At 65.0% G+C, this 24,431-nt stretch carries 21 protein-coding genes and 2 pseudogenes; 14 read left to right on the top strand and 9 right to left on the bottom strand.

Features of this window, described 5'->3' with window-relative positions:
- Window positions 1-33 precede the first annotated feature (33 nt).
- The 4 genes from U9R80_RS18160 to U9R80_RS18145 form a co-directional block, all read right to left on the bottom strand.
- Window positions 34-447, bottom strand: coding sequence for a GFA family protein (locus tag U9R80_RS18160; RefSeq protein WP_301842070.1), 414 nt, complete (start codon window positions 445-447; stop codon window positions 34-36).
- Between the two features lie 24 nt (window positions 448-471).
- Window positions 472-1,860 (bottom strand): MFS transporter, encoded by a 1,389-nt coding sequence (locus tag U9R80_RS18155; protein ID WP_301842069.1) that lies wholly within the window; start codon window positions 1,858-1,860, stop codon window positions 472-474.
- Between the two features lie 72 nt (window positions 1,861-1,932).
- A complete protein-coding gene (locus U9R80_RS18150) occupies window positions 1,933-2,646 on the bottom strand; it encodes a flavin reductase family protein (protein ID WP_301842066.1) in 714 nt (237 codons plus the stop codon).
- Window positions 2,647-2,707: 61 nt separating this feature from the next.
- Window positions 2,708-3,769 (bottom strand): LLM class flavin-dependent oxidoreductase, encoded by a 1,062-nt coding sequence (locus U9R80_RS18145; protein ID WP_301842064.1) that lies wholly within the window; start codon window positions 3,767-3,769, stop codon window positions 2,708-2,710.
- 86 nt (window positions 3,770-3,855) lie between these two features.
- On the opposite strand from U9R80_RS18145, the gene U9R80_RS18140 reads away from it, so the two are divergent.
- Together U9R80_RS18140 and U9R80_RS18135 are read left to right on the top strand one after the other, a co-directional pair.
- Entirely contained in the window at window positions 3,856-4,770 is a 915-nt protein-coding gene (locus U9R80_RS18140) for a LysR family transcriptional regulator (protein WP_301842062.1), read from the top strand.
- A gap of 136 nt (window positions 4,771-4,906) precedes the next feature.
- A complete protein-coding gene (locus U9R80_RS18135; protein ID WP_301842061.1) occupies window positions 4,907-5,578 on the top strand; it encodes a tRNA (adenine(22)-N(1))-methyltransferase in 672 nt (223 codons plus the stop codon).
- Between the two features lie 82 nt (window positions 5,579-5,660).
- On the opposite strand, the pseudogene U9R80_RS27375 reads toward U9R80_RS18135, so the two are convergent.
- A pseudogene (locus tag U9R80_RS27375) lies at window positions 5,661-6,257 on the bottom strand (methyl-accepting chemotaxis protein); the annotation flags it as partial.
- Window positions 6,258-6,566: 309 nt separating this feature from the next.
- Window positions 6,567-7,391: pseudogene (locus tag U9R80_RS27370) on the bottom strand (cache domain-containing protein); the annotation flags it as partial.
- Window positions 7,392-7,698: 307 nt separating this feature from the next.
- On the opposite strand from U9R80_RS27370, the gene U9R80_RS18125 reads away from it, so the two are divergent.
- From U9R80_RS18125 to U9R80_RS18115, 3 genes are all read left to right on the top strand, one after another.
- Window positions 7,699-8,976, top strand: coding sequence for a flavohemoglobin expression-modulating QEGLA motif protein (locus U9R80_RS18125; protein ID WP_301842058.1), 1,278 nt, complete (start codon window positions 7,699-7,701; stop codon window positions 8,974-8,976).
- 41 nt (window positions 8,977-9,017) lie between these two features.
- Complete coding sequence (locus U9R80_RS18120; RefSeq protein WP_301842056.1) at window positions 9,018-9,872, top strand: SDR family NAD(P)-dependent oxidoreductase; 855 nt, start codon at window positions 9,018-9,020, stop codon at window positions 9,870-9,872.
- Between the two features lie 687 nt (window positions 9,873-10,559).
- A complete protein-coding gene (locus tag U9R80_RS18115) occupies window positions 10,560-12,146 on the top strand; it encodes an EAL domain-containing protein (RefSeq protein WP_301842055.1) in 1,587 nt (528 codons plus the stop codon).
- 135 nt (window positions 12,147-12,281) lie between these two features.
- Here U9R80_RS18115 and prpR read toward each other — a convergent pair whose 3' ends face one another.
- A complete protein-coding gene (gene prpR / locus U9R80_RS18110; protein WP_301842053.1) occupies window positions 12,282-14,228 on the bottom strand; it encodes a propionate catabolism operon regulatory protein PrpR in 1,947 nt (648 codons plus the stop codon).
- Between the two features lie 243 nt (window positions 14,229-14,471).
- On the opposite strand from prpR, the gene U9R80_RS18105 reads away from it, so the two are divergent.
- The 8 genes from U9R80_RS18105 to U9R80_RS18070 all read left to right on the top strand — a co-directional run bounded on the left by U9R80_RS18105 (window position 14,472) and on the right by U9R80_RS18070 (window position 21,986).
- Complete coding sequence (locus U9R80_RS18105; RefSeq protein WP_301842051.1) at window positions 14,472-15,530, top strand: phosphotransferase family protein; 1,059 nt, start codon at window positions 14,472-14,474, stop codon at window positions 15,528-15,530.
- The gene (locus tag U9R80_RS18100; protein WP_301842050.1) at window positions 15,527-15,883 is read left to right on the top strand and encodes a DUF6285 domain-containing protein; all 357 of its coding nucleotides are present in this window, start codon (window positions 15,527-15,529) and stop codon (window positions 15,881-15,883) included. Before U9R80_RS18105 ends, U9R80_RS18100 begins: the two co-directional genes overlap by 4 nt.
- Before the next feature lie 55 nt (window positions 15,884-15,938).
- Window positions 15,939-17,111, top strand: coding sequence for an acyl-CoA dehydrogenase family protein (locus tag U9R80_RS18095; protein ID WP_301842048.1), 1,173 nt, complete (start codon window positions 15,939-15,941; stop codon window positions 17,109-17,111).
- Entirely contained in the window at window positions 17,111-17,878 is a 768-nt protein-coding gene (locus U9R80_RS18090) for an SDR family NAD(P)-dependent oxidoreductase (protein ID WP_301842046.1), read from the top strand. The genes U9R80_RS18095 and U9R80_RS18090 overlap by 1 nt, the downstream gene beginning before the upstream one ends.
- Before the next feature lie 62 nt (window positions 17,879-17,940).
- A complete protein-coding gene (locus U9R80_RS18085) occupies window positions 17,941-19,599 on the top strand; it encodes an acyl-CoA synthetase (protein WP_301842044.1) in 1,659 nt (552 codons plus the stop codon).
- Between the two features lie 57 nt (window positions 19,600-19,656).
- Window positions 19,657-19,986: a DUF485 domain-containing protein gene (locus tag U9R80_RS18080; RefSeq protein WP_301842042.1), complete on the top strand. Its 330-nt coding sequence runs from the start codon at window positions 19,657-19,659 to the stop codon at window positions 19,984-19,986.
- Window positions 19,983-21,647, top strand: coding sequence for a cation acetate symporter (locus U9R80_RS18075; protein WP_301842040.1), 1,665 nt, complete (start codon window positions 19,983-19,985; stop codon window positions 21,645-21,647). Before U9R80_RS18080 ends, U9R80_RS18075 begins: the two co-directional genes overlap by 4 nt.
- 126 nt (window positions 21,648-21,773) lie before the next feature.
- On the top strand, window positions 21,774-21,986 hold the full coding sequence (locus U9R80_RS18070) for a DUF4287 domain-containing protein (protein WP_301842038.1): 213 nt from the start codon (window positions 21,774-21,776) through the stop codon (window positions 21,984-21,986).
- A 62-nt stretch (window positions 21,987-22,048) separates the two neighbouring features.
- On the opposite strand, the gene U9R80_RS18065 is transcribed toward U9R80_RS18070, so the two are convergent.
- Both U9R80_RS18065 and U9R80_RS18060 read right to left on the bottom strand, forming a co-directional pair.
- Window positions 22,049-22,468 carry an NUDIX hydrolase gene (locus U9R80_RS18065; RefSeq protein ID WP_301842024.1) on the bottom strand — a complete coding sequence of 140 codons (420 nt, stop codon included), beginning with the start codon at window positions 22,466-22,468 and terminating at the stop codon, window positions 22,049-22,051.
- A gap of 47 nt (window positions 22,469-22,515) precedes the next feature.
- Window positions 22,516-22,974, bottom strand: coding sequence for a winged helix-turn-helix transcriptional regulator (locus U9R80_RS18060; protein WP_301842022.1), 459 nt, complete (start codon window positions 22,972-22,974; stop codon window positions 22,516-22,518).
- A 99-nt stretch (window positions 22,975-23,073) separates the two neighbouring features.
- Here U9R80_RS18060 and U9R80_RS18055 point away from each other — a divergent pair, with 99 nt between their 5' ends.
- Window positions 23,074-24,285, top strand: coding sequence for an MFS transporter (locus U9R80_RS18055; RefSeq protein WP_301842021.1), 1,212 nt, complete (start codon window positions 23,074-23,076; stop codon window positions 24,283-24,285).
- Window positions 24,286-24,431 lie beyond the last annotated feature (146 nt).

The following is a 24,431-nucleotide window of genomic DNA, read 5'->3' as shown; positions in this document are numbered from 1 at the left end:
ACTGCTTGTTCACGCCTGCCAAGGCGATGGAAGTCATTCGGTGGGTGTCTGCTCGAAGCACGGCAGGGAGCGGTCAATGACCACCCAGGGCTGTGCCGAGGCGCACCACAGGTGCAGGTTCGGTGTGCTGCTTTTCGGCTGGCTCAGGGTGCCGGCCTTGACCGCCAGAACCCCTGGCATCGACGCGACTTCCGAATACAGCGCCGAGCCGCATCGAGTGCAGAAGTAACGCTTGACCGGCAGGCCGCTGCCGCCGGCCTTGGCGTAGCAACCCAGGCCGACGCCCTGGATCAGGAAGCCTTCGGCCTGCACCAGCAGGTTCACCGAAAAAGCGCTGCCGCTCTGTTTCTGGCAGTCGTTGCAGTGACAGACCGCAGTCGACAGTGGGGCGAGGTGGCTGGAGTAGTGGATGCCGCCGCACAGGCAGCTGCCTTTGATCGTATTCATGAGGGTTCTCTTCCGTTGCAAGGGTTAGCGGGTGCAGGTTGTGGCGGGCTGCCATTCACGGGCCTGGCGCAGGGTCCGGCTGAAGCTGCGCCGGGCGCCCGACAGCAGTACCGCGGCGAGGATGCAGGCAATCAGGGTGACGGCCAGAATCGAGTAGCCGATAGCGGCGGGGTCGGTCAGCACATAGTCGGTGATCGCGCCGATGGCCACCGGGCCGACGCCGGCACCGAGCAGGTTGAGGACGCCGGTGAACAGGGCAATGAACTGTCCGCGCATGGGGGCAGGCGACATCTCGACGATCAGCGCCGGACCGACACCGAACAGGCACACCCAGAAGGCCGCGGTGAGGGCCAGGAACGGCAGCGCCAGGGTGGCACCGGGCGCCAGCAGCAAGGGGATCGCGCACACGGGCAGGACGATGCTGGCGATGATCGCCACGCGCAGGTTGCCGTTCTCCACGCCGCGTCGGCGCCAGTACTCCCCGAGCCAGCTGGCACCCAGCACACCGAGCGGTGCACTGACGCACATGATCAGCCCCATCACGGTGCCGGCCCTGGCGTAGGTCCAGCCAAACTCGCGCACCAGGTAGCTGGGTACCCAGGTTCCGCCACCGTAGACCGCGGCGTTGTAGCAGCCAAGGCCGATGATGATGGTGGCAAAGGTCCGCCGGTTGCCACGCAGGAAGGCCAGCACGTCAGCCAGGGGCACGCCCTGCGCGGCCGACGTCGGCAACACCAGCCCGGCGCTTTGCAGGCGTGGCTCCGGTACACCGAACATCAGTACCAGGACGATCAGCCCCGGCAGGCCGATCGACATCAGCGTGGTCTGCCAGGGGGCCAGGGTACCCAGCACCGGCAAGGTCAAGGGATGGGCGCTGAAGTAGCCGAGCACAAGGCCGGTGGCCAGCAGGCCACCGCCGACACCGACCGGGCCGCCGGCACCGAACACGCCCAGGGCGCGGCCACGCTTGTGCGGCACGAACAGATCGCTGATCAGCGACACGGCGCCGGGCAGCAGCACCGCTTCGCCCACCGCCACGCCGATGCGGGCCACCAGCAGGTGCCAGAACTCGCTGGCCAGGCCGCTGGCAGCGGTGGCCAGGCACCACACACCGATGCCGACCGTGATGATCAGGCGCCGGTTGCCACGGTCGATCAGCCGTGCAAGTGGCAGGCCCGCCAGGGAGTAGAAGGCCGCGAAGGTGAAGCCGTGGAGCAGGCCCATCCAGGTGTCATTGACGTGCAGGGACTGCTGGATCGGCCCGACCAACAGGCTGAGGATCTGCCGGTCCATGATCGAGAAGACGTAGGCAAGCAGCAGCACACCCAGGGCATAGCTGGCCTGGCCATGACTGGGCAGCCACGGCGCCGTGCGGGGCATCGCCGTGGCGTGGAGCGTCGTTGTACGGGTCATCGACGGGTTACCTCTGGGACTGAATGTTGAAGTCGAGGCTGCGCGGTGTACGGCACACCGCGCAGGGCTGCCTTAGCGTGCTGCCGGGGCGCCGTCGAGTTGCTGCCAGAGGTGGCTGTTGTGCCAGGCGTTATCCGTGCGCCAGTACGCCGGCAGCTCGGCGCCGGTGTGCTGGATGAGGCGACCGATCAGTGACTTGAGCTGTTGGGCCTCTTTGAAGGAGAGGGCTTCGGGCGCGCGGCCCAGAAGAGAACCCAGCCCGTTCTCGTCGATGCTGGTGTGCTCCTGGCCCGGGGCTGCGGCGGGGAGCAGGCGGCGGTAGCCGCCGCCTTGGAACACCAGCGGGTCCTTGTCGAAGCGGTCGAAGGCCAGCACTTCGCCGACCAGAATGATGTGGTCGCCGCCCTCGTACTGGTAGGTGGTCTTGCACTGGAAGCGTGCCGAGCAGCCATCGAGCAAGGGGACGTCGCTGGGCCCGCGCTGCAGCTCAAGGGCCTGGAACTTGTCGCTGGCGCTTTTGGCGAAGCGATTGGACAGCGCCTCCTGGTCGGTGGCCAGGATATGCACGGCAAAGTGCGAACCTTCGGTGAAGGCCTGGGCCGAGGAGGAGTCCTTGTTGATGCTCCACAGCACCAGCGGCGGGTCGATCGACACCGAGTTGAAACTGTTGGCGGTCAATCCGTAGTCCTGGCCGTCCTGCCCGCGGGTGGTGACGATGGTCACGCCGGTGGTGAAGGCGCCCAGCGCCTGGCGGAACTGCCGGGGGTCGAAGTTGGAAGTGTTCATTGATGTGGACTCCATTGCCGCCGGGCGTGCCGGCGGCTAATTGTTGTTGGGGTGGAGTGACTCAGCGCTTGAGCAGCGGCATGACCAGGCGGCCGAAGCGCTCGGCTTCTTCGTGGTGCGGGTAGCCGGACAGGCAGAAGCCCGTGCAACCGGCATCGACGAAGGCCAGCAATTGGTCGGCGACTTGTTGGGGATTACCGACCACCGCCACGCCGGCACCGGGACGCACCTCGGTGATGCCGGTCCACAGGTGCGGGGTCATCTTGCGTCCGACCGTTCGCGACAGTTCTTTCTGTCGCTGGTTGGCGACGGACTCCGCCATCATGGTTTTGACCTGCTCGGTCCAGGCCGGGTCGGCGCCGTCGACCAGGGCATCGGCGGCGGCCCAGGCCTGTTCTTCGGTTTCGCGGCAGATGATCTGCAGGCGCATGGCGAACTCGATCTCTTCACCGCGGCCGTACTTGGCCGCGCGTTCACGCATTTCCTTGACCTGCTCGGCGATACGCTCCGGGTAATCGCCCCAGAACAGGTGTACCGCAGAGTGCTTGGCGGAGATTTCGGCGGCCTGCTCGGAGCCGCCGCCGAGGAAGAACGGCGGGTGGGGTTGCTGGAACGGTGCCGGGATGACCTTCGGGCCATGGGCCTGGTAGTACTTGCCCTCGTACTCCACACCGTCTTCGGTCCACAGGCGTTTCATCAGCTCGACTTCTTCTTCGAGCTGCTCGTATCGACCTTCCTTGGAGCAGATCTGGCCCTCGGCGTAGGCGTCCTTTTCGCTGAGGCCAGCGATCAGGTTGATGTAGATGCGCCCCTTGGACATCTGGTCGAAGGTGGCGAACATCTTCGCCTGGGCGACCGGATGGATGAAGCCGGGCTTGACCGCCACCAACGCCTTCAGGCGCTCGGTACGGGCCACCACGAACGCGGCGGTCACCCAGGCATCCCAGCAGAAGGGGGTGACCGGGACCAGTACGTAATCGAAACCGGCCTGTTCGGCGGCAACGGCGACTCGCTCGAAATGCTCGCGGGATTGCGAAATGCTCTTGGTCGGATCACTGAAGGCGGTGGTGTCGCCAATGGTGGGAATGAACCAGCCCATTTGCAGGGTTTTATTGTTATTCATGATTGCGCTCTCACACAGATGTGGGGGGTGGAGCGACTACACCAAAGCCTGTACCGTGAAGGAAATGAATATGTGGAATTCCGGGAATGCACAACATTAATACCCGTACCCTGGACCTGAACCTGCTGGTGGTCTTCGCCACCCTGTGGGAGACGCAGAACGTCACCCGCGCCAGTGAGCGCCTGGCGCTCAGCCAGCCGGCGGTCAGCCACGCCCTGCGGCGGTTGCGCGAGCGACTGGGCGACGAACTGTTCGTGACCGGCCGCAGTGGCCTGGTACCGACGGCGCGTGCGGCCGAACTGATCGGCCCGGTGCGCGATGCGCTGATGCGCCTGGACGATGTGTTGCAAGGCTCCGAACCCTTCCTGCCGGCCGCGGCCAAACGCAAATTCCGCATTGCCTCCGGCGACTTCGTCGAATTCCTGATCCTGCCGCGGCTGATCCAGCACATCGCGCGCGAGGCGCCGGGGGTGATGATCGAGGTGGTGCCGCTGCCGCCCGCCAGCACCGTGGCGCCGTTGCTGGAACGGGGCGACATCGACCTGGTCATCAGCACACCCATGACGCTGGCTGCCAGCCTGCGCCACGAGCCGATCACCACGGTGTCGTTGCTTACGCTGATCTGGGAGCGCGAAGGTCTGGCGCCCGGACGCTTCCCCCTGGAGCTCTACCTTGAGCGGCCGCAGGTGATGATCGAAATGCACCAGCGTGAGGGCAACATCATCGACACGACCCTCAAGGCCCAGGGCCTTGCCCGTCGTATCGGTGTGCTGGTGCAGAACTTCATGGCGATGCCGGTGATCGCTTCACAGACGGGCTACATCTGCAATCTGCCGGGCCCGATCGCCCGTGTTTTCGCGCACACGTTCGGCCTCAGTTGCCATGAGCCGCCGGTCGACTTCCCGGCACCGGAACTGGTTGCCTACTGGCACAGCCGGTTCGATACCGACCCGGGCCTGAAATGGCTGCGAGAGCGGATAAAAGACTGTGCAATCCCGTAGGAGCGGGCTTGCTCCGCGATAGCGGTGTAACAGGCAGAACGCTATCGCGGGGCAAGCCCGCTCCTACCGGGTTGAAATGCGTGGCGTTGGCCGACAGAATCGCGCCCCGATCCGGGCAAATGAAGAAGGGCAGCCGTTGAACGAACAGACATTGTCCATGCGTCTTGAACGCGTGGCAGCGCAGGTGCCCGCCGGGGCCCGCCTGGCCGATATCGGCTCGGATCACGGCTACCTGCCGGTGGCCTTGATGCGCCGTGGCCTGATCGCGGCGGCGGTGGCCGGCGAGGTGGCGTTGACGCCGTTTCGCGCCGCCGAACGCACCGTGCGCGAAGAGGGCCTGGAGGGGCACATTACCGTGCGCCTGGCCAATGGCCTGGCGGCGATCGAGCCGGGTGACGGCATCACCGCGGTCAGCCTGTGCGGCATGGGCGGCGAGACGATCCGCGACATCCTTGAGCGCGACAAGACGCGCCTGAGCGGCAAGGAACGCTTGATCCTGCAGCCCAACGGCGGCGAGCAGCCGCTGCGCCTGTGGCTGATGGAAAACGGTTACCGCATCCTCCATGAGGAAGTGCTGCGCGAGAACCGTTTCGACTATGAAATCATCGTCGCCGAGCACAGCGGGCCGGTGCTGTACACCGACCTTGAACTGTACTTCGGTCCGTTGCTGATGCAGGCGCGCAGCGAGGCGTTCCTGGTCAAATGGCAACGCAGGTTGCGCCTCAAGCAACGGATCCTGACACACCAGGCGGCGCCTGAAGACGTCGCCCGGCAAGTCCGCTGGATCACCGAGCTGTTGAAACCCTAGGTAGGAGCGGGCTTGCCCCGCGATGGCGGTGTAACAGGCAGACCGCTATCGCGGGGCAAGCCCGCTCCTACCGATGCTCCTGCTAGATGCGGAAGCTGCCTACCAGGTGCTTCAGGCGGCTGGCCTGTTGCTCCAGGTCGGAGCAGGCGCGCAGGGTGGCCTGCAGGTTTTCGACCCCTTCCTGGTTGAGCATGTTGATTTCGTTGATGTCCATGTTGATCGCCTCGACCACGGCGGTCTGCTCCTCGGTCGCGGTGGCCACCGACTGGTTCATGCCGTCGATTTCACCAATGCGCAGGTTCACGCTGCCCAGGCGCTCACCGGCCTGATTGGCGATCTCGACGCTGTCCTGGCTGTGGCGCTGGCTCTGGCCCATGGTCTCGACCGACTCGCGGGCACCGACCTGCAACTCCTCGATCATGTTCTGCACTTGCTGCGCCGATTCCTGGGTGCGGTGCGCCAGGTTGCGCACTTCATCGGCGACCACGGCAAAACCACGACCGGCTTCACCGGCCCGCGCGGCCTCGATTGCGGCGTTGAGGGCGAGCAGGTTGGTCTGTTGGGAAATGCTGGTGATCACTTCGAGAATCTGGCCGATGTTCACGGTCTTGCTGTTGAGCGTCTCGATGTGCGAGCTGGAGGTGCAGATCAGGTCGCAAAGGCGGTTCATGGCGGCGATGTTGCGGTCGACCACCTGCTGGCCTTCTTCGGCCAGGCGGCGTGCCGAGCTGGCCTGCTGCGAAGCTTGCGCTGCGTTATGGGCGATTTCCTGGGCGGCGGCGCCCAGCTCGTTGATCGCGGCGGCAACGCTGTTGGTGCGGTTGGATTGCTCGTCGGAGTTGACCATCGAGGAGTTGGACGCGCTGACCACGCGCAATGCCACTTCGTTGACCTGCTCGGTGGCTGACGACACCTCGCGGATCGAGCCGTGGATACGCTCGACAAAGCGGTTGAAGGCGTTACCCAGTTCACCGAATTCGTCGTGGCTGTGGATCGCCAGGCGCTTGGTCAGATCGCCTTCACCCTGGGCGATGTCCTCCATGGCCCGGGTCATGGTCAGCAGCGGTTGCAGCAGCACACGGATCAGCAGGCCGAGCAGGGCGATGATGATGGCCACCGCAATGAGCGTGGCAATGATCGCCGAGGTGCGAAACTCGCTGAGCATCGCATAGGCCTTGTTCTTGTCCACCGACAGGCCGATGTACCAGTTGGCCGAAGGCAGCCCCTTAATCGGCGTGAAGGTCAGCAGGCGGGCGTGGCCATCGGCCTGGACTTCGGTCAGCTCACCCGACAGTCGAGGCGTGCGCCCCGGGAACAGGTCCGACAGCGATTTCATTACCAGCGTCTGGTCCGGGTGGACCAGGATCTTGCCCTGGTCGTTGACCAGGAAGGCGTAGCCCATGCCGCCGAAGTTCAGCGAATTGATGATCTGCACCAGGCCTTCGAGCGACAGGTCGCCACCGACCACACCGATGCTGCTGGACACTTTGCTGAGGATGCCGATCACCGTCTTGTTGGTGGTCAGGTCGATGTAGGGTTCGGTGAGTATCGCGCCGCTGGCGTTCATGCCGTCCTTGTACCAGGGGCGGGGGCGCGGGTCGTAGCCGTCGGGCATCTTGGTGTCGGGACGCACGCTGAAGCCGCCATCCACCTTGCCGAGGTAAACGGTCAGAAAGCTGGAAACCAGCGCCCGCTGGCCCATCAGGGTCTCGGCATTGGCAGGGTCCTGGGCGATGTTCTGCGCCAGGTTTTCCACCAGCGTGATCCGCCCCTCTAGCAGGTTGCGAATGTTGGTGGCGGTCGATTCGCCCATTTCGGCCAGGTAGTTTTCCAGGCTGGCGCGGGTAGCATTGCGTTGCAGGTAGTCGTTGTAGAGGGTGAACAGGGTGAAGGCGAGCATCACGATCAAAGACGCGGCCAAAAGAATTTTGTGACTGAAACGAAGACTTCTGTTCATGGCGTGGTGAGTTCACTCGATTTTTATCGGGACGTTTGAACGGTATCGGCCATGGGTAGCGAGATCTTGAGCACTAAATGATGGCTAGTTAATATCACTCGATCGCAGCCTGACGGCAGGGGCTACGCTTTGGCGATGCACCTCACCTGCCGAGGAAAACGCCATGAGCCTTGCCTCCTTGTCCGAGCTCGATGCCGCGCTGCCGATTCTGGCCCGCAAGATCCGTGTGCTGGAGGCGCTGTCCTGGCCGGACGGTGTCGAGGAAGCCTTCCTGAAGGACTGGCGCGCCGGCAAGGCGCAACTGCCCGATGTCGATCAGCGCCCCCGTGACCACAGCGTCGACATCGCCGCGCTGGAGGCCTTTATCGGCCGCTGCGATGTGGGCCATCCGGCCGGGCACTTCCTGGCCATGACCGCCCGCAGTTATGCCACCGCCGGGCGCATGCTGGGTGCCATCGGCACCCCGGACTTCACACACTATTCCTGCGCGTTGTACCGGCGTCCGGATTTCTACTATCCGAAGCAGCAACTCAGCATGCTGGACGCCGCCCGATTCTTCCTCACCACCACCGACGCCCTGCTGGGCGGCACCCGCATTCCCCCCACCGAGGCCAACATCCCGGCGGCAGACTTTGCGGCCTGGCTGCAGCCCGAGCTGGACCGCTTTTTTGGTGTGGGCCAGGTCGCAATCAAGCTTGATCCGACCCTCGCCGCCAAGGCCATCGCCGGAACCAGCCGTATCCGCTTGCGTGCCAGCGCGCTGTTCTCGGAACTGGACAAAAACCAGCTGTTGCAACACGAGGCCTTCGTGCACGTCGCCACCGCGCAGAACGGCGCCTTGCAACCCAACCTCAAATGCCTGGGCCTGGGGGCGCCGCGCACCACCCAGACCCAGGAGGGCATCGCCACCCTGGCCGAGTTGTTCACCGGCAGCATGGACATCAACCGCCTGCGCCGCCTGGCCCTGCGCGTGCTTGCGGTTCAGCAGGCAATGGACGGGGCCGATTTCATCCAGGTGTTCGAGGGGTTTCTGGCGGCGGGCCAGTCACAGGAAGAGTCCTTCCGCTCGACTCAGCGGATTTTCCGTGGCGCCGACCTGCGAGGCGGCTCGGCGTTTACCAAGGACGCGGCCTACCTGACCGGTTTGCTGGGTGTCCACACCCTGATGCGCATCGCCATCCGCGACAACCGGCCGGAACTGGTGGGGCGCCTGTTTGCCGGCCGCCTGAGCCTGAGCGACACCCTGCGCCTGGGGCCGCTGTTCGACTCGGGCTGGCTCAAGGGACCGGTGCATGTGCCGGCGTGGGCCAGCGACCTGCGGCTGCTGGCGGCGAACCTGGCGTTCTCTGCGTTTATCGCCAGGATCAAGCTGGAGGTGCTGGACTTTGACATGTTCATGGCCTTTGCCGACGAGCATGAGGCGGACGCCAGTGCCTGCTGAGGGCTGCTAGGCTGTCGCCGTTCTGACCAAAGGAGTGGACCATGCTGTTCAAAGACAAAGTCGCCATCGTCACCGGGGCTGCCCAAGGACTTGGACTCGCGTACGCCAAGGCCCTGCTGGCCGAAGGCGCCCGGGTTGTCATCAGCGACCTGGGTACCGACCGGGCAGGCGCAGGCCAGGATGAAAGCGTCGCCCATGCCGCCGTACGCGCATTGCAGGCCGAGGGTGGGCAGGTGGTGGCGCATACCGGAAACCTGGATCAAGAGGCGGGGTGCAAGGCGCTGGTGGAACTGGCCATTGAGCAGTTCGGCGGGCTCGACATCCTGATCCACAACGCCGGGTGGGTCGGCTATCAGTCGATCGAGGAGCAAGACGCGGCGTTCCTGCAACGCTCGTTGGGCATCAACGTGCAGGCACCGATCTGGTTGAGCAAACATGCCTGGCCGCACCTCAAGCGCTCCGCTGCTGCCCGGGTGGTGCTGACCACCTCTGATCGCGCCATGTACACGCAATACGCCCAGGTGGGCCTGACGGCGTACGCGGCCGGCAAGATGGCGCAGATCGGCATCATGAACGCCCTGAGCATGGAGGGCCGCGCGCACGGCATCCTGGTCAACGCGGTGTCGCCGGTGGCCAAGACGCGCATGTGGGGCATCACCCAGCCGCCCGAGAACCTCAAGCCGGAGTGGGTCACCCCGGGCGTGCTGTACCTGGCCAGTTCGCTGTGCCAGGACACTGGCCTGATCCTGCGGGCCAGCAACGGCCAGTTCACCGCCACGCGGTTCTGCGAGAACCCGGGCGTGGACTACCCGACCGACCTTGCCCGGATCCCATGCGCGAGTGTGGAGGAAGTGGCAAGCCAGTGGGAGCGGATCAGGGAGCAGGGTGAGCGTTGATTGGTCTTGCGGGCGACTGCTTTGCAGTCGTGGTTGTGTGCTAAATCGCGACCCCAGGGGTAGGAGCGGGCTTGCCCCGCGAGAGGCCGGCACAGCCAGCAAAATAGGTGCTGCCTGAACCATTGATCGCGGGGCAAGCCCGCTCCCACCGGTGCGATCCACACACGAGGCCAGGCCCTTGTAGCCGCTGGCGCCAGCCTGCGATCGGCCGCGTAGCGGTCGTGGCTGTGTGCTAAATCGCCACCCCCGGGGTAGGAGCGGGCTTGCCCCGCGAGAGGCCGGCACAGCCAGCAAAACAGGTGTTGTCTGAACCATTGATCGCGGGGCAAGCCCGCTCCCACCGATCCGATCCACACACGAGGCCAGGCCCTTGTAGCCGCTGGCGCCAGCCTGCGATCGACCGCGCAGCGGTCGTGGTTGTGTGCTAATTCGCCACCCCCGGAGTAGGAGCGGGCTTGCCCCGCGAGAGGCCGGCACAGCCAGCAAAATGGGTGCTGCCTGAACCATTGGTCGCGGGGCAAGCCCGCTCCCACCGCGGCCGTGACCCAGGCGAACTGGCGGGTAGGTTTGGCCGGTTCTCATAGGCGCTGCCTATTCGGAATTGCTGTTGATCTGCAGCAATATCGAACCGCCAGGGCAAGCCTAGGCTGATGCAGCTGGGCACAGGCCAACGGCCAAGGCGGCACCATGAACCGTAAACGCATCGTCTGGGAAAGCATCCTCCTGGGCTTTCCTTGCGTCCTTCTGCCGGTTCTGCTGATGGGGTACCTGGCCTGGATGCTCAACCTGAACTCGGCCCAGCAGCGTCTGCAAGACCTGGCTGTCGTTGCCTCCAGCCGGGCCAGCAGCACCGTCAACGAAGCCGCCGGTGCGCTCAAGCGCATCGCCGGCTCCTCCCTTGCACCTTGCACGCCGGAAAGCATCGACCAGATGCGCCTGCTGACCATCAATACCTTCTCCGTGAAGTCGGTCGGCTATGTCGAAGAGGAAGTGTTCGCCTGCGGCTCCTGGGGTTCGGTGGGCCAGCATGTGACGCCGTGGCGGGAAGATTTCACCACCGCCGACGGTGTGCGCGTGTCGCTCGGTGTACAGCCGCGCATCGTCGACGCCAAACCGATGATGGCCCTGCAGTACGCCGCGTTCAACGTGCTGGTGGACCCTCAGCAGTTCCTCCAGGTGGCCATCGATGACAATGTTCAACTGGCCGTGGGCACTGCCGGGGGGCATCTGGTCAGCGCCTCACGGCCGGAGGTGGAGCGGTTTTTGAGCCGCGTACACACCGGGACGCACGAGGGGCTGGAGGAGGGCTATCTCTACACCCTGGTACACAGCGGCGACTGGGTAGCGATTGCGGCCCTGTCGCGGCAGGAGTTACTGCAAGGGCTGATTCGGATGGAAATGCTCTTGCTGCCGATCGGCGGGTTGATGGCCGGGGTGCTGGCCATGGTGCTGGTCAGGCGTACGCGACGACGCTTGTCGCCTTTGGCCGAGCTTCGCCTGGCAGTGCGCAACCGCCAATTCATCGTTCATTACCAGCCGATCGTGAGCCTGGGCGATGGCCGCTGCATCGGTGCCGAGGCGCTGCTGCGCTGGCGCCGGCAGGACGGTAGCCTGATAAGTCCGGATGCGTTCATACCGCTGGCCGAGAAGAGTGGCTTGATCCTGCCGATCACCGATCAGGTGTTCGAGCAGGTGATGCGCGACCTTGGCCCGTTGTTGGTAAAAGAGCGCGACCTGCATGTGTCTATCAACCTGGCGGCGGCAGACGTCAGTAGCGGCCGCTTTTTGCCCAGGCTTGAAGCCACCCTGACCAAGGCCGGCGTGCGTCCGGAGCAGATCTGGCTGGAGGCGACCGAGTGTGGTTTTGTGGAAATCGACAAGGCGCGGACAACCGTCAATCGCGCGCGTGCGATGGGGCATCTGGCGGCCATCGATGATTTTGGTACCGGCTTCTCCAGCCTTCAGCACCTGCAGCAGTTGCCGCTGGATATCCTGAAAATCGACAAGTCGTTTGTCGACACCCTCGACCCGGACAACGCTGCCGGCTCGGTCACCACCCATATCATTGAAATGGCCAAGAGCCTGCGCTTGAAGATCGTCGCCGAGGGCATCGAGACCCAGGCGCAGGTGGATTGCCTGCGTCGACAGGGGGTGGAATTTGGTCAGGGGTGGTATTTCGCCAAGGCGATGCCGGGGGAGGCGTTTGAACGTTTTTACCGGGCGCCTGTGCCGGCGTTTTCGCGGGGCAAGCCCGCTCCCACAGGGGTTGTGTGAGGTCGCGAGGGATTACCCCGCCGCCTCAAGGTAGGAGCGGGCTTGCCCCGCGAGAGGCCGGGACAGCCAGCAAAATGGGTATTGTCTGAACCATTGATCGCGGGGCAAGCCCGCTCCCACCGGGGGGGAGGCGGATTACCCTCGCAACCGCCGCCACAACGTCGTGCGACTGATGCCCAGCCGCCGCGCCGCTTCATCATGGTTGCCCTGGCACGCCTCCAGTGTCTGGCGCACGTGCGTCAATTGCGCGGCCTTGCCCAACGCGCGCAGGTCTTCGGGCTCCACCGGCAAGTGCGCCGACGGTCCCTCGCGGTGCTCGAACAACTCGGGCAGTAAACGCGCCAGCCGTGGTTCGTCGATCTCGCCATGCTGTGTCAGTTCCCTGGCCGAGAGCACCGCGCGTTCGACGATGTTTTCAAGCTCGCGCACGTTGCCCGGCCAGGGGTAGTCCAGCAGGTACGGCATCAAGGCCGGGGGCAGGGCGCCTGCACCGCGCGGCTGGCCGCTGACCAGCAGGCCCTGGACGATGCCTCGGGCGATCAGGGCGATGTCTTCGCGCCGCTCGCGCAGCGGCAGGGTCTGCAGGCGAAGGATGTTCAGGCGGTAGTACAGGTCCGTACGAAACTGCCCGGCCTCGATGGCGCCGCGCAAGTCCTGGTGGGTGGCGGCGATGATGCGCACGTCGATGGCGATCGGCTCGGTGCCGCCCAGGCGCAACACTTCGCGCTCTTGCAGCACCCGCAACAGGCGGGTCTGCAGCGACACCGGCATGTCGCCGATCTCGTCAAGAAACAGCGTGCCGCGATGCGCGGCCTCGAACAGCCCCGGCTTGCCGCCCTTGCGCGAGCCGCTGAATGCCCCCTCTTCATAGCCGAACAGCTCGCTTTCGAGCAGCGACTCGGGGAAGGCTGCGCAGTTGATCGCCACGAACGGTCCATGGGGGCGCTTGCTGGCGTTGTGGATGCCCTGGGCCAGCAGCTCCTTGCCGGTGCCGCTCTCGCCGGTGATGAGGATGGTCGAGTCGGTCAGGGCATAGCGTTCGGCCAGGTGCAGCAGTTCGCGATTGGCCAGGCTGTTGCCGCTGATCTGGTCCAGCCGGTACTTGGCAACGAACGCGCCGGGGCGGCGCGAGGAGCGGATGCGCTGGTCGGCGCGCTGTACCGCAGTGGTGTCCTGGCAGGTCAGGACCATGCCGGTCCGCTGGCCGTTCTCAAGGATGGGCAGCACGTTGCTGACCACCTGGTGGGCACCCAGGCGGATCACCTGGTTTTCCTCGCCGATGCCATCGCGCAAGGCTTGCGCCAGGTCCAGCGCCGGACATAGCTCCTGCAACGGGCGCCCGAGTGCGGCACTGGGCGGCAGGTCCAGCAGCAGCGCCAGCGCCGGGTTCAGCGACTGCACGATGCCGTGGTTGTCGATCGCCGCCACACCGGCGGGGATGTGCTGCAACACACCGTTCAGGTGCTGGCGCTTGGCGATCTCGATGCGCTGGCTGTGCAGAATGCCAACGGCTTCTTCCAGCGCCTTGCGGACCGTTTCGCTGCTCAACGCCAGCACGCCGTGCAGGCCGGCCTGTTCGGCCAGTTCCAGCACCGTGGAGGAGCCGATGACACTGCGACACCCCAGCTTCGCCACCTGCTCCACCGCTGCCCGTGCCTGTTCCAGGCTGGTGTAGGAGGCCTGATGGAACTGCACGGTGAACAGCCCGGCCATGGCCTGCAGTTCAGCATTGATGTGGCTGTAGCTGAGGATTGCCACCTGCGCCGAGTGCGCGCGTGCCTGCTCCAGGGCGCGCAGCAGGTCGGCGCCGCTGATGCGCATGGACAGCACCGGGCGGGTCAGGTGTTTGCGCAGGTAGGCCGCCGTTGCGCCGGCGCACACAAACACATCGACCTCGCCGCGCCGCTCCAGCTCGCAGGCCACTTGCAGCGCTTCCTCCACCGAGGTGTCGAGCACCTGGATGCTGGTCTCTTCGGCGAAGTCACCCATCAGCCCTTCGACCACACGCGCCAGCCGGCTTTGCTGGACGGGGCGTTCCAGGTGGCTGATGAGCACGACGATCTGGGCGCGGGGCAGGGACATGAGTGGCTCCTTTGTTCAAGGATGAAATTGTTTTGCAGAGTTGAACAGATTTGATTCAAGAGTGAAACGTCTAACCGCTGCCGTGCCACACCGGGGTGACCGCACCATGTGGCAAAGCCCTGGCAGAACGGGGCTTTGCGGCGGATCAGCGCTGCCCTGGCGGATGTTGGCCCGGCGGTTGCTATAGCTAACCCGCCACAGGCAACCCCGATAAAAAATCCAAAGGGCAGGGCGAATCGAGTCATGAGCAGTCTCAACGCAGCATCCCAGGCCGCTGGCGTACACAGCGACGCGGCGAACGACCAACCTCTGCTGGCGTTCATTGGCGAGCAGGCCCAGGCGCAGCGGGTGGTCATCCTGCAACGCAAACAGCTTTCCGGCGGAGCCATCCAGGAAAACTGGCTGCTCGATCTGCAGCTCGACGGCGGCCCCTTTGCCGGTGTGCAGCGCTGGGTACTGCGCAGCGATGCCGCTTCCGCGCTGCCGGCAAGCCTGAGCCGCGCCCAGGAGTTTGCCGTGCTCGGCCAGGTGCATCGCGCCGGGGTGAAAGTGCCACGGCCGTTGTGGTTGTGCCGGGACCCGGCGGTGATTGGCCGCGCCTTCTTCCTCATGGAGTGGATGCCCGGTATTGCGGCGGGGCGTTTGCTCAGTGGCCAATCTGCGGCCCAAGGCAATGCGCAATTGGCCGCCGAGCTGGGCGCCAACCTTGCGCGCTTGCATCAGCTGCGCCCGCCCTGCGCCGAGCTGGACTTTCTGCCGCTGCCCGACACCGCGCCGGCACTGGCCAGCATCGCCACGTACCGCGCGTTTCTCGACGGCCACGGGGGTGCCCATCCGGTGCTGGAATGGGGCCTGCGCTGGTGCGAACGCAATGCACCGAGCGACAGCACGCTCTGCCTGCTGCATCGCGATTACCGCAGCGGCAATTACCTGGCCGACGCCGCCGGTTTGCAGGCTGTACTGGACTGGGAATTCACCGGCTGGGGCGATCCCCGCGAAGACATCGGCTGGTTCAGCGCCCGTTGCTGGCGCTTCGCTCGACCGGACCTCGAGGCGGGCGGCATCGGCCAACTGGATGATTTTTTGCGCGGCTACCGCGAGGTCGCCCCGCTGCACATCGACCGTGAACAACTCGATTACTGGCAAGTGATGGCGACCCTGCGCTGGGCTGTGATCGCCCTGCAACAAACCCAACGCCACCTCTCGGGCGAAGAGCCGTCGCTCGAACTGGCGCTGACCGGGCGCCTGTTGCCGGAGCTGGAACTGGACATCCTGCGCCTGACCTCAGGAGCCACACAATGAACCGCCCCGACGCCCGCGAGCTGCTGCACATCGCTCGCCAGACCCTGCTGCAGGAGCTGCTGCCCGCACTGCCTGCCGACAAGCGCTACCTGACCCTGATGGTCGCCAATGCCATGGCCATCGCTGGCCGCGAGTACCAGGCCGCCAGTGGCGCATCGGCCATGGAATGCGAGCAGCTGCAGGCGCTGCTGGACGACCGCCAGCTGTCGCTGGAAGACGCCCGCAAGGGGCTGGCCGCGGCCATCCGCGAAGGCCGGTTCGACGCAGGCGATGAACGCGACCGCCTGCTTGAGGCGCTGCACCAGACCACCCTCGCACAGCTGGCAATCAGCAACCCCAAGGCGCTGCCATGAACGCGCCCGTCGCCCCTCTTGAATACCGCACCGTGCCACGCACCCAAGGACAGCCATGAATTTCTCTCTCTCCGACGATTTGCTTGCCCTGCAAGAGAAGACCCGCGCCTTTATCGCCGAGCAGGTGATCCCGCTGGAAAACGATCCACGCCAGACCGCCCATGGTCCCAGCGAAAGCCTGCGCCAGGCGTTGGTCGAACGCGCCCGCAACGCAGGCCTGCTGACCCCGCACGCCAGCCGCGACATGGGTGGCCAGGCGCTGAGCCATATCGCCAAGGCCATCGTCTTCGAGGAGGCCGGTTACTCGCCGCTGGGCCCTGTGGCGATGAACATTCATGCGCCGGATGAAGGCAACATTCACCTGATGGACGTGGTCGCCACCGAGGCGCAGAAAGACCGCTGGTTGCGTCCGCTGGTGCAGGGCCATATCCGTTCCTGCTTTGCCATGACCGAGCCTGCGCCGGGCTCCGGCTCCGATCCGTCGATGCTGCGCACCACCGCCACCCGCGACGGTGACGACTACCTCATCAATGGCCGCAAGTGGCTGATCACCGGCGCCGAGGGTGCCGGGTTCGTGATCATCATGGCGCGCATGGAAGACGGCACCGCCACCATGTTCCTCAGCGACATGGACCGCGAGGGCATCGTCCACGAGCGTCAGCTCAACTCCCTGGACAGCTGCTTTACCGGCGGCCATAGCCAGTTGCGCTTCGACAACCTGCGCATTCCGGCCAGCGACGTGCTGGGTGAGATCGGCGCCGGCTTTCGCTATGCCCAGGTACGCCTGGCGCCAGCGCGGCTGACCCATTGCATGCGCTGGCTCGGTGCGGCCCGTCGGGCCCACGACATCGCCTGCGACTACGCCCGCACCCGTGATTCGTTCGGCAAGCCGCTGGGCGAGCACCAGGGGGTCGGCTTCATGCTCGCCGACAACATGATGGACCTGCACGTGGTTCGCCTGGCGGTCTGGCATTGCGCCTGGGTGCTCGACCAGGGCCAGCGCGCCAATGTCGATTCGAGCATGGCCAAGGTGATCAGCGCCGAAGCGCTGTGGCGGGTGGTCGACCGCTGTGTGCAGATGCTCGGTGGTCGCGGGGTGACCGACGACACCGTGGTCGAGCGGATCTTCCGGGACATCCGCCCGTTCCGTATCTACGACGGCCCGAGCGAAGTCCATCGCATGAGCCTGGCGAAAAAGATCCTCGACCGCCGTACAGGAGCGCACTGATGCAGCCCGCGATTGCCCAACTGTTCAACCTGGAAGGCCGTCGCGCCCTGGTCACCGGCGCCTCCAGCGGCCTGGGCCGGCACTTCGCCCTGACCCTGGCCGCCGCCGGTGCCGAGGTGGCGGTGGCGGCGCGGCGCAGCGAGCCGTTGCGCCAACTGGTGTACGACATCCAGGCGGCCGGCGGCCGGGCCAGCGCCCATTCACTCGACGTCACCCGCCGCGACGCCATCTGCCGCTGCCTCGATGAGGTCGGCCCGCTGGACATCCTGGTCAACAACGCCGGCGTCAGCGACAGCCGCACTGTGCTGGCCTATGACGACGAGGGCTGGGACCAGATTCTCGACACCAACCTCAAGGGCGCCTGGATCGTTGCCCAGGAAACCGCGCGGCGGATGGTGCAGGCGCAGCGTGGCGGCAGTGTGATCAACGTCACCTCCATTCTCGCCAGCCGCGTGGCCGGCGCGGTCAGCCCCTACGTGGCGGCCAAGGCCGGGCTGGCCCACCTGACCCGCGCCATGGCGCTGGAGCTGGCGCGCCATGGCATCCGGGTCAACGCCCTGGCGCCGGGCTATGTGATGACCGAACTGAACGAAGCATTTCTTCGCAGTGAAGCGGGGGAGAAGCTGCGGGCGCGGATTCCCAGCCGTGCGTTCAGCCGGCCGGCGGACCTCGACGGTGCGCTGTTGCTGCTGGCCTCCGATGCCGGCAAGGCCATGACCGGCGCCGAGATCGTGGTCGATGGAGGGCATCTGTGCAGCGGCCTGTAGGCCGTCTGCGGCAACGCCTCTGAAGCACAACAACAGACCGATGACGGTCAGGAGAGCAATACATGATGCCTTCGATGTTTGAAGCGGAACTGGCGCCCAACGACGCCAACTATGTGCCGCTGTCGCCAGTCTCGTTCCTCAAGCGTGCCGCGCACATTTACCCGGACCGCGACGCGGTGATCCACGGCAGCCGTCGCTACAGCTACCGGCAGTTGCACCAGCGCAGCCGCTGCCTGGCCAGTGCGCTGGAGCGGGTCGGCGTCCAGCGCGGCGACCGCGTGGCGGTGCTGGCGCCGAACGTGCCGGAGCTGCTTGAGGCGCACTACGGTGTGCCGGGGGCGGGCGCGGTACTGGTGAGCATCAACATTCGCCTGGAAGCGCACAGCATTGCCTTCATCCTTCGCCACTCGGCGGCCAAGGTGCTTATCTGTGACCGCGAGTTCAGTGCCACGGTGCGCCAGGCCCTGGCCTTGCTGGAAAGCCGGCCTCTGGTGATCGACATCGACGATGCCCAGGCTGTGGGCGGCGAGCTGATCGGCGAGCTGGACTACGAAGCGTTCCTGGCCCAGGGCGACGCCCGGCGGGCGCTTGCGCTGCCGGAAAACGAATGGCAGTCGATTGCCCTGAACTACACCTCCGGCACCACCGGCGACCCCAAGGGCGTGCTGTTGCATCACCGGGGCGCTTACCTCAATGCCTGCGCCGGGGCGCTGATCTTTCAGCTCGGGCCGCGCAGCGTGTACTTGTGGACCCTGCCGATGTTCCATTGCAACGGCTGGAGCCACACCTGGGCGGTGACCCTGTGCGGCGGTACCCATGTGTGCCTGCGCAAAGTGCAGACCACCTCGATCTACACCGCCATCGCCGAGCACGGTGTCACGCACATGAGTGCGGCGCCGGTGGTGATGTCGATGCTGATCCATGCCCAGCAACAGTTCGAGCGAAGCGCCGGTCAGCCGGTGGCGGTGATCACCGGGGGCGCCGCGCCGCCCAGTGCCGTGATCGCTGCCATGGAGGCAAGAGGGTTCAGCATCACCCACGCCTACGGCATGACCGAAAGCTATGGGCCGAGCACCCTGTGCATGTGGCAGCCGGGCTTGGACGCACTGCCGCTGGAGGCCCGTGCGCAGTTCATGGGGCGCCAGGGCGTGGCCCACCCGATGCTTGAAGAAGCCACGGTAGTCGACGTCGAGAGTGGCGAGCCGGTGCCCGCCGATGGCGTTACCCTCGGGGAGCTGGTGGTGCGCGGCAATACGGTGATGAAGGGCTACCTCAACAACCCCTCGGCGACCCGCGCCGCCTTTGCCGATGGCTGGCTGCACACCGGCGACCTGGCGGTGCTGCACGCCGACGGCTACGTGGAGATCAAGGACCGCTCCAAGGACATCATCATCTCCGGTGGCGAGAACATCAGCTCGCTGGAAATCGAGGAAGTGCTCTATCAACACCCGGCGGTGATCGAGGCGGCCGTGGTGGCTCGACCCGACCCGCACTGGGGGGAAACGCCCCATGCGTTCGTGACCTTGCGCGCGGATGCCAGCGCCAGCGTCGGCGCTGATGAGTTGATCCTCTGGTGCCGCCAGCGCCTGGCGCACTTCAAGGCGCCGCGGCATGTCTCGCTGGTGGAGCTACCCAAGACCGCGACCGGCAAGATCCAGAAGTTCGTGCTGCGTGAATGGGCCAGGGCGCCACAGGAGGTGCCCAGCCAGCTTGAACACTGATCGACCCGTCGCACGCCTTTTCCAATAACAACAAGTGCTTTCGTCAGAGGTGGTCACATGCCCAGTTCCAGTCCCTTGTATGCACGCATACGGCGCAACACCCAATTCATCGAGCTGGTGGCTCGACGCAACCGGCTCACGCTGGCCCTTCTGCTGGTGATCGTGGCGGTGTTCTACGCCTACATGGGGCTGGTGTCGTTCTGGCCCGAGCTGATCGGCCAGCGCCTTGCCGAGGGCTCGACGCTCACCGTCGGCGTGGTCGCCGGGGTATCGCTGTTCGTGTTCTTCTGCGCGCTGTCCGGCTTCTACGTGTACCGCGCCAATGGTGAGTTCGACCGCATGACCCGCGAGCTGATCGCCCAGGTCGAGCAGGAGGAGGCCCGATGAACGCACGTTGCTTGCTCGCCCTTGGCGCTGCGCTCTGTTCCACGTCGCTGCTGGCGTCGCCCGCGATGGAGGCGGCAGCACGCCAGCCGTTGAACCTGCATGCCATCGGCATGTTCATGGTGTTCGTGCTCTTCACCCTGGCCATCACCTGGTGGGCCGCGCGGCGCACCCGCTCGACCGCCGATTTCTACAGCGCCGGGGGCGGCATCTCGGGGTTCCAGAACGGCCTGGCGCTGGCGGGCGACTACATGTCGGCCTCGACCTTGCTGGGCATCACCGCGCTGATCTACACCTCAGGCATGGACGGCTACATCTACCTGATCGCCTTCTTCGCCGGCTGGCCCGTGCTGCTGTTGCTGATGACCGAACGGCTGCGCAACCTGGGACGCTTCACCTTCGCCGACATCACTTCGTACCGCCTCGATCAGGGCAAGGTGCGGACCATGGCCGCGATCGGCTCGTTGACCGTGGTGTGTTTCTACCTGGTGGCGCAGATGGTCGGGGCGGGGCAACTGATCAAGCTGCTGTTTGGCCTGGACTACCACATCGCGCTGTTGATTGTCGGGGCGCTGATGATGCTCTACGTGACCTTCGGCGGCATGGTGGCGACCACCTGGGTGCAGATCATCAAGGCCTTCCTGCTGATGGTGGGCGGCACCCTGGTGATGCTGCTGGCGATGAACGAGTTCAACTTCAGCTACGACACCCTGGTCACCCGCGCGATGAGCATTCACGGCCTGGGTGATCGCCTGCTGGCACCCGGCAGCCTGCTGGCCGACCCGCTGACAGCATTGTCGCTGAGCCTCGGGCTGGTGTTCGGGACCGCCGGATTGCCGCATATCCTGATGCGCTTCTTCACCGTCAGCGACGCCAAGGAGGCGCGCAAGTCGGTGCTCTATGCCACCGGCTTCATCGGCTATTTCTTCAACGTGATCTTCCTGCTGGGCCTGGCCTCGATTGTCATCGTCAGCCAGGACCCGCAGTACTTCGAGGGTGGCCAGACCGGCGGCAAACTGCTGGGCGGCGGCAACATGGTGGCCATGCACCTGGCCCAGGCCGTGGGCGGCAACATGCTGCTGGGCTTTCTCTCGGCGGTGACCTTCGCCACCATCCTGGCCGTGGTATCCGGGCTTGCCCTGGCGGGTGCCTCGGCCATCGCCCACGACTTGTATGCGCGGGTGATCAAGAAGGGCACGGCCAGCGAGGCGCAGGAACTGCGCGTCACCAAATTCGCGACCCTGGGCCTGGGGTTGGTCGCCATCGGCCTGGGCATCGTGTTCGAGAACACCAACGTGGCCTTCATGGTGGCGCTGGCGTTTGGGATTGCCGCGTCGGCGAACTTTCCGGTGCTGTTTCTTTCGATGTTCTGGCGTGGGCTGACGACCCGGGGTGCGCTGGCAGGTGGTTACCTGGGGTTGCTGAGTGCGATGGCGTTCGTGGTGCTGTCGAAGCTGGTGTGGGTCGATGTGTTCCACTTCAGCGAGCCGCTGTTCCCGTATACCCAGCCGGCGTTGTTCTCCATGCCGTTGGCGTTCCTGGCGGCCTACGTGTTCTCGAAACTCGACCACAGCGCCCGCGCCAGGGCCGAACGCGAAGCCTTCGAGGATCAGTATGTCCGCGGCCAGACCGGTGTAGGCGCCAGCGGCGCATCGGCCCATTGAGGACCGACTTGGTGGGCTTGGCCCGCGAGGCGGTGTGTCAGGTTGATCGCGATCGCGGGGCAAGCCCGCTCCTACAGTGGTGCGGGCGCGGGCTATGCTGATTCTCCACGCCAAGGGGATTGCATCATGAGCGACGATACAAACGTAAAAGGCCCGGCTTCGTACTTTCCCTCGATCGAGAAAAAGTACGGCCAGCCGATCAGTCATTGGCTCAGTGTGTTGGAAACGATGGGCGCAAAAAAGCACATGGAGCTGGTGGCCGCGCTCAAGACTGAGCATGGCCTGGGGCACGGCCATGCCAATGCCTTGGTGGCGCACTATCTGGCGGCTGCACGGTAGGAGCGGGCTTGCCCCGCGATGCGGTGTGTCAGGTTGATCGTTATCGCGGGGCAAGCCCGCTCCTACCGGGTCCCGTGTTTCAGTGCGGTTGTCACGAACTCAAGGGCTCGACTGAACACCGGGTGGCAGTCGGCATACGGCAAGCGGTCGAGCGACGCCCAGAAGAATTCAAAGCAATGGCCGTTGTCGTCCAGCGTGTGGTGGGACCATTGTTCAGGCAGGGGTGCGTGCGCCTGGCACAAGTGAAACGACCAGATTTGATCGAGGTGGCCGGCATCCCAGCAACCCAGGTCGCTTGAGACGTGGGCAGCGCGGATTCCCGACTCTTCCTGCAACTCACGCAGCGCTGCTTGCGCTGGCGTTTCATCTTTCTCGATGGTGCCCTTGACCAGTTGTACCCCGGCCAGGGGGTGACGAAACAGCAGGATGCGGGGGTGTGGGGCAGGGGAGAGGACAACGGCGCAGGCTTTGTTCGGGTGCATGGCGAGTTCCGCAAGGGCGTTCTGGTAAGGCTGGATTGGCTGTCGACTCACGAGGCGTGGGCAGTATGTCTGACTTTGTGGCAGTCAGAAGGCCCGAGTAGCTCACCGCTGGATGAGCGAACCTCCATCGGCATCAGCGCCTGTCCGGAGGCGTTGTCCACCAGCACGGAGTGGGTCTCGCCCGGCTCGAACAGGAAACGTTCGCCCCACTGCCTCATGCTGACCACGACCGGAAAAATCTCCCGTCCTTTCCGGGTGAGAACGTACTCCTTGTAGGCGCTCCCATCCGACGCGGGGCGAACCTCGAAGACACCGACCTCAACCAACGCTTTAAGCCGCGAGGCCAGGATGTTTTTGGCCACGCCCAGGCGCTTCTGGAATTCGCTGAACCGGCGAACGTCGTCAAAGGCGTCGCGGATGATCATCAGTGACCAGCGATCGCCAATGGCCTCCAGTGTTCTCGCTACCGGGCATTCGCTGCTGTGCAGTGCCGTACTTTCGACCATCGTGTTTACCTGCTGAATGTGGTTGCGTTTTGAAACCTGATTTGCCAACAATAGAAAAAGGTTTTGAATTGAAACCAGTTTAGCGCCGTGGAGGCGTACATGACAGCAGATACCGGTTCGCTCACCCAAGATCTAACCAGGCAACCCCCGGGGCTCTCTCCCTCGCTCACGCTGTTGTTTTCCGTCACTTGCGCACTCGCCGTGGCCAATGTCTACTTTGCCCAACCCTTGCTGTCCTCGATGGCGCACAGCCTGGGCGTTGCCTCTGGATTGATCGGGGTGGTGGTGACGGCCACTCAGGTTGGCTACGCACTGGGGCTGCTGTTGATCGTGCCGCTGGGCGACAGGGTCAACCGCAAGCGGCTGATTCTCACCCAGGTGATTCTGTCTGCTGTTGCGCTGGCGGCAGTGGGGGCATCCCAGCAGTGGCTGACGCTGCTGGGCGCCATGATCGTGATGGGCGTGCTGGCCGTGGTCGTCCAGGTGCTTGTGGCCTATGCCGCCGTGCTGGCAACCCCGGTGCAACGCGGGCAGGCCGTGGGAACGGTCACCAGCGGCATTGTCCTGGGCATTCTTCTGGCCCGCTTCACCTCGGGGCTGATTGCCGACCTTGCGGGCTGGCGCGCGGTTTATTTCGCGTCCTCAGGGTTGATGCTGATGCTCGCCGTGCTGTTCTGGAAAGTGGTGCCCGCCACTGTGTCGCCCCGCAGCCAAGAGTCTTACCCCGCGCTCATCCGCTCGCTGTTCACGCTGTTCATGACTGAGCCGGTGTTGCGGACCCGAGGCCTGCTGGCCTTGCTGATCTTTGCCGCGTTTTCCGTGTTGTGGACCTCGATGGTGCTGCCGCTGAGCGCCGCGCCGCTGGCGCTTTCACACACGGCCATCGGCCTGTTTGGCCTGGCCGGCGTGGTCGGTGCGCTTGCCGCCAGACGAGCCGGGCGCTGGGCCGATCAAGGGTTGGGGCAACGGGTCACGGGTGTTTCCCTGGGCCTGCTGACACTTTCCTGGTTGCCCATCTCGTTTACCGAGACCTCCCTGGTCGCGCTGGTATGCGGCGTGGTGTTGCTCGACTTCGCGGTACAGGCCGTTCACGTCACCAGCCAGAGCTTCATTTTTGCAGCGCGACCCGATGCCCAAAGCCGCATGGTCGGCGCCTACATGTGTTTTTACTCGCTCGGCAGTGCGCTGGGGGCCATCGCCGCGACCCAGGTTTATGCGCTCTGGGGCTGGATGGCTGTCAGCCTGCTGGGGGCCTTGATCAGCGCTGCGGCCTGGGCGGTCTGGGCGTTTACGGCGAAGCGGGGCGGGTGACGGTCGTCGCAGGCGCATGTGCGCGACGTGTGCCAGGTGCAGTTACAAGGTCGCCCAAAATGTACTCGCAATGTCCTAAATACTATCTTGAACAAGCATCGCTCGGACTAGCTCACGCCATGCGCGCATCACTGGATAAATCTTGG

Source organism: Pseudomonas sp. JQ170C (assembly GCF_035581345.1).
Classification (GTDB): Bacteria; Pseudomonadota; Gammaproteobacteria; order Pseudomonadales; family Pseudomonadaceae; genus Aquipseudomonas.
Note: the sequence above shows the minus strand (reverse complement) of the source record. Positions and strands in the feature narration are given on the sequence as shown.

Coding starts and splice junctions, on each gene's coding strand:
- U9R80_RS18160 (WP_301842070.1), bottom strand. CDS start 447: ATGAATACGATCAAAGGCAGCTGCCTGTGCGGCGGCATCCACTACTCC.
- U9R80_RS18155 (WP_301842069.1), bottom strand. CDS start 1,860: ATGACCCGTACAACGACGCTCCACGCCACGGCGATGCCCCGCACGGCG.
- U9R80_RS18150 (WP_301842066.1), bottom strand. CDS start 2,646: ATGAACACTTCCAACTTCGACCCCCGGCAGTTCCGCCAGGCGCTGGGC.
- U9R80_RS18145 (WP_301842064.1), bottom strand. CDS start 3,769: ATGAATAACAATAAAACCCTGCAAATGGGCTGGTTCATTCCCACCATT.
- U9R80_RS18140 (WP_301842062.1), top strand. CDS start 3,856: ATGCACAACATTAATACCCGTACCCTGGACCTGAACCTGCTGGTGGTC.
- U9R80_RS18125 (WP_301842058.1), top strand. CDS start 7,699: ATGAGCCTTGCCTCCTTGTCCGAGCTCGATGCCGCGCTGCCGATTCTG.
- U9R80_RS18120 (WP_301842056.1), top strand. CDS start 9,018: ATGCTGTTCAAAGACAAAGTCGCCATCGTCACCGGGGCTGCCCAAGGA.
- U9R80_RS18115 (WP_301842055.1), top strand. CDS start 10,560: ATGAACCGTAAACGCATCGTCTGGGAAAGCATCCTCCTGGGCTTTCCT.
- prpR (WP_301842053.1), bottom strand. CDS start 14,228: ATGTCCCTGCCCCGCGCCCAGATCGTCGTGCTCATCAGCCACCTGGAA.
- U9R80_RS18105 (WP_301842051.1), top strand. CDS start 14,472: ATGAGCAGTCTCAACGCAGCATCCCAGGCCGCTGGCGTACACAGCGAC.
- U9R80_RS18100 (WP_301842050.1), top strand. CDS start 15,527: ATGAACCGCCCCGACGCCCGCGAGCTGCTGCACATCGCTCGCCAGACC.
- U9R80_RS18095 (WP_301842048.1), top strand. CDS start 15,939: ATGAATTTCTCTCTCTCCGACGATTTGCTTGCCCTGCAAGAGAAGACC.
- U9R80_RS18090 (WP_301842046.1), top strand. CDS start 17,111: ATGCAGCCCGCGATTGCCCAACTGTTCAACCTGGAAGGCCGTCGCGCC.
- U9R80_RS18085 (WP_301842044.1), top strand. CDS start 17,941: ATGATGCCTTCGATGTTTGAAGCGGAACTGGCGCCCAACGACGCCAAC.
- U9R80_RS18080 (WP_301842042.1), top strand. CDS start 19,657: ATGCCCAGTTCCAGTCCCTTGTATGCACGCATACGGCGCAACACCCAA.
- U9R80_RS18075 (WP_301842040.1), top strand. CDS start 19,983: ATGAACGCACGTTGCTTGCTCGCCCTTGGCGCTGCGCTCTGTTCCACG.
- U9R80_RS18070 (WP_301842038.1), top strand. CDS start 21,774: ATGAGCGACGATACAAACGTAAAAGGCCCGGCTTCGTACTTTCCCTCG.
- U9R80_RS18065 (WP_301842024.1), bottom strand. CDS start 22,468: ATGCACCCGAACAAAGCCTGCGCCGTTGTCCTCTCCCCTGCCCCACAC.
- U9R80_RS18060 (WP_301842022.1), bottom strand. CDS start 22,974: ATGGTCGAAAGTACGGCACTGCACAGCAGCGAATGCCCGGTAGCGAGA.
- U9R80_RS18055 (WP_301842021.1), top strand. CDS start 23,074: ATGACAGCAGATACCGGTTCGCTCACCCAAGATCTAACCAGGCAACCC.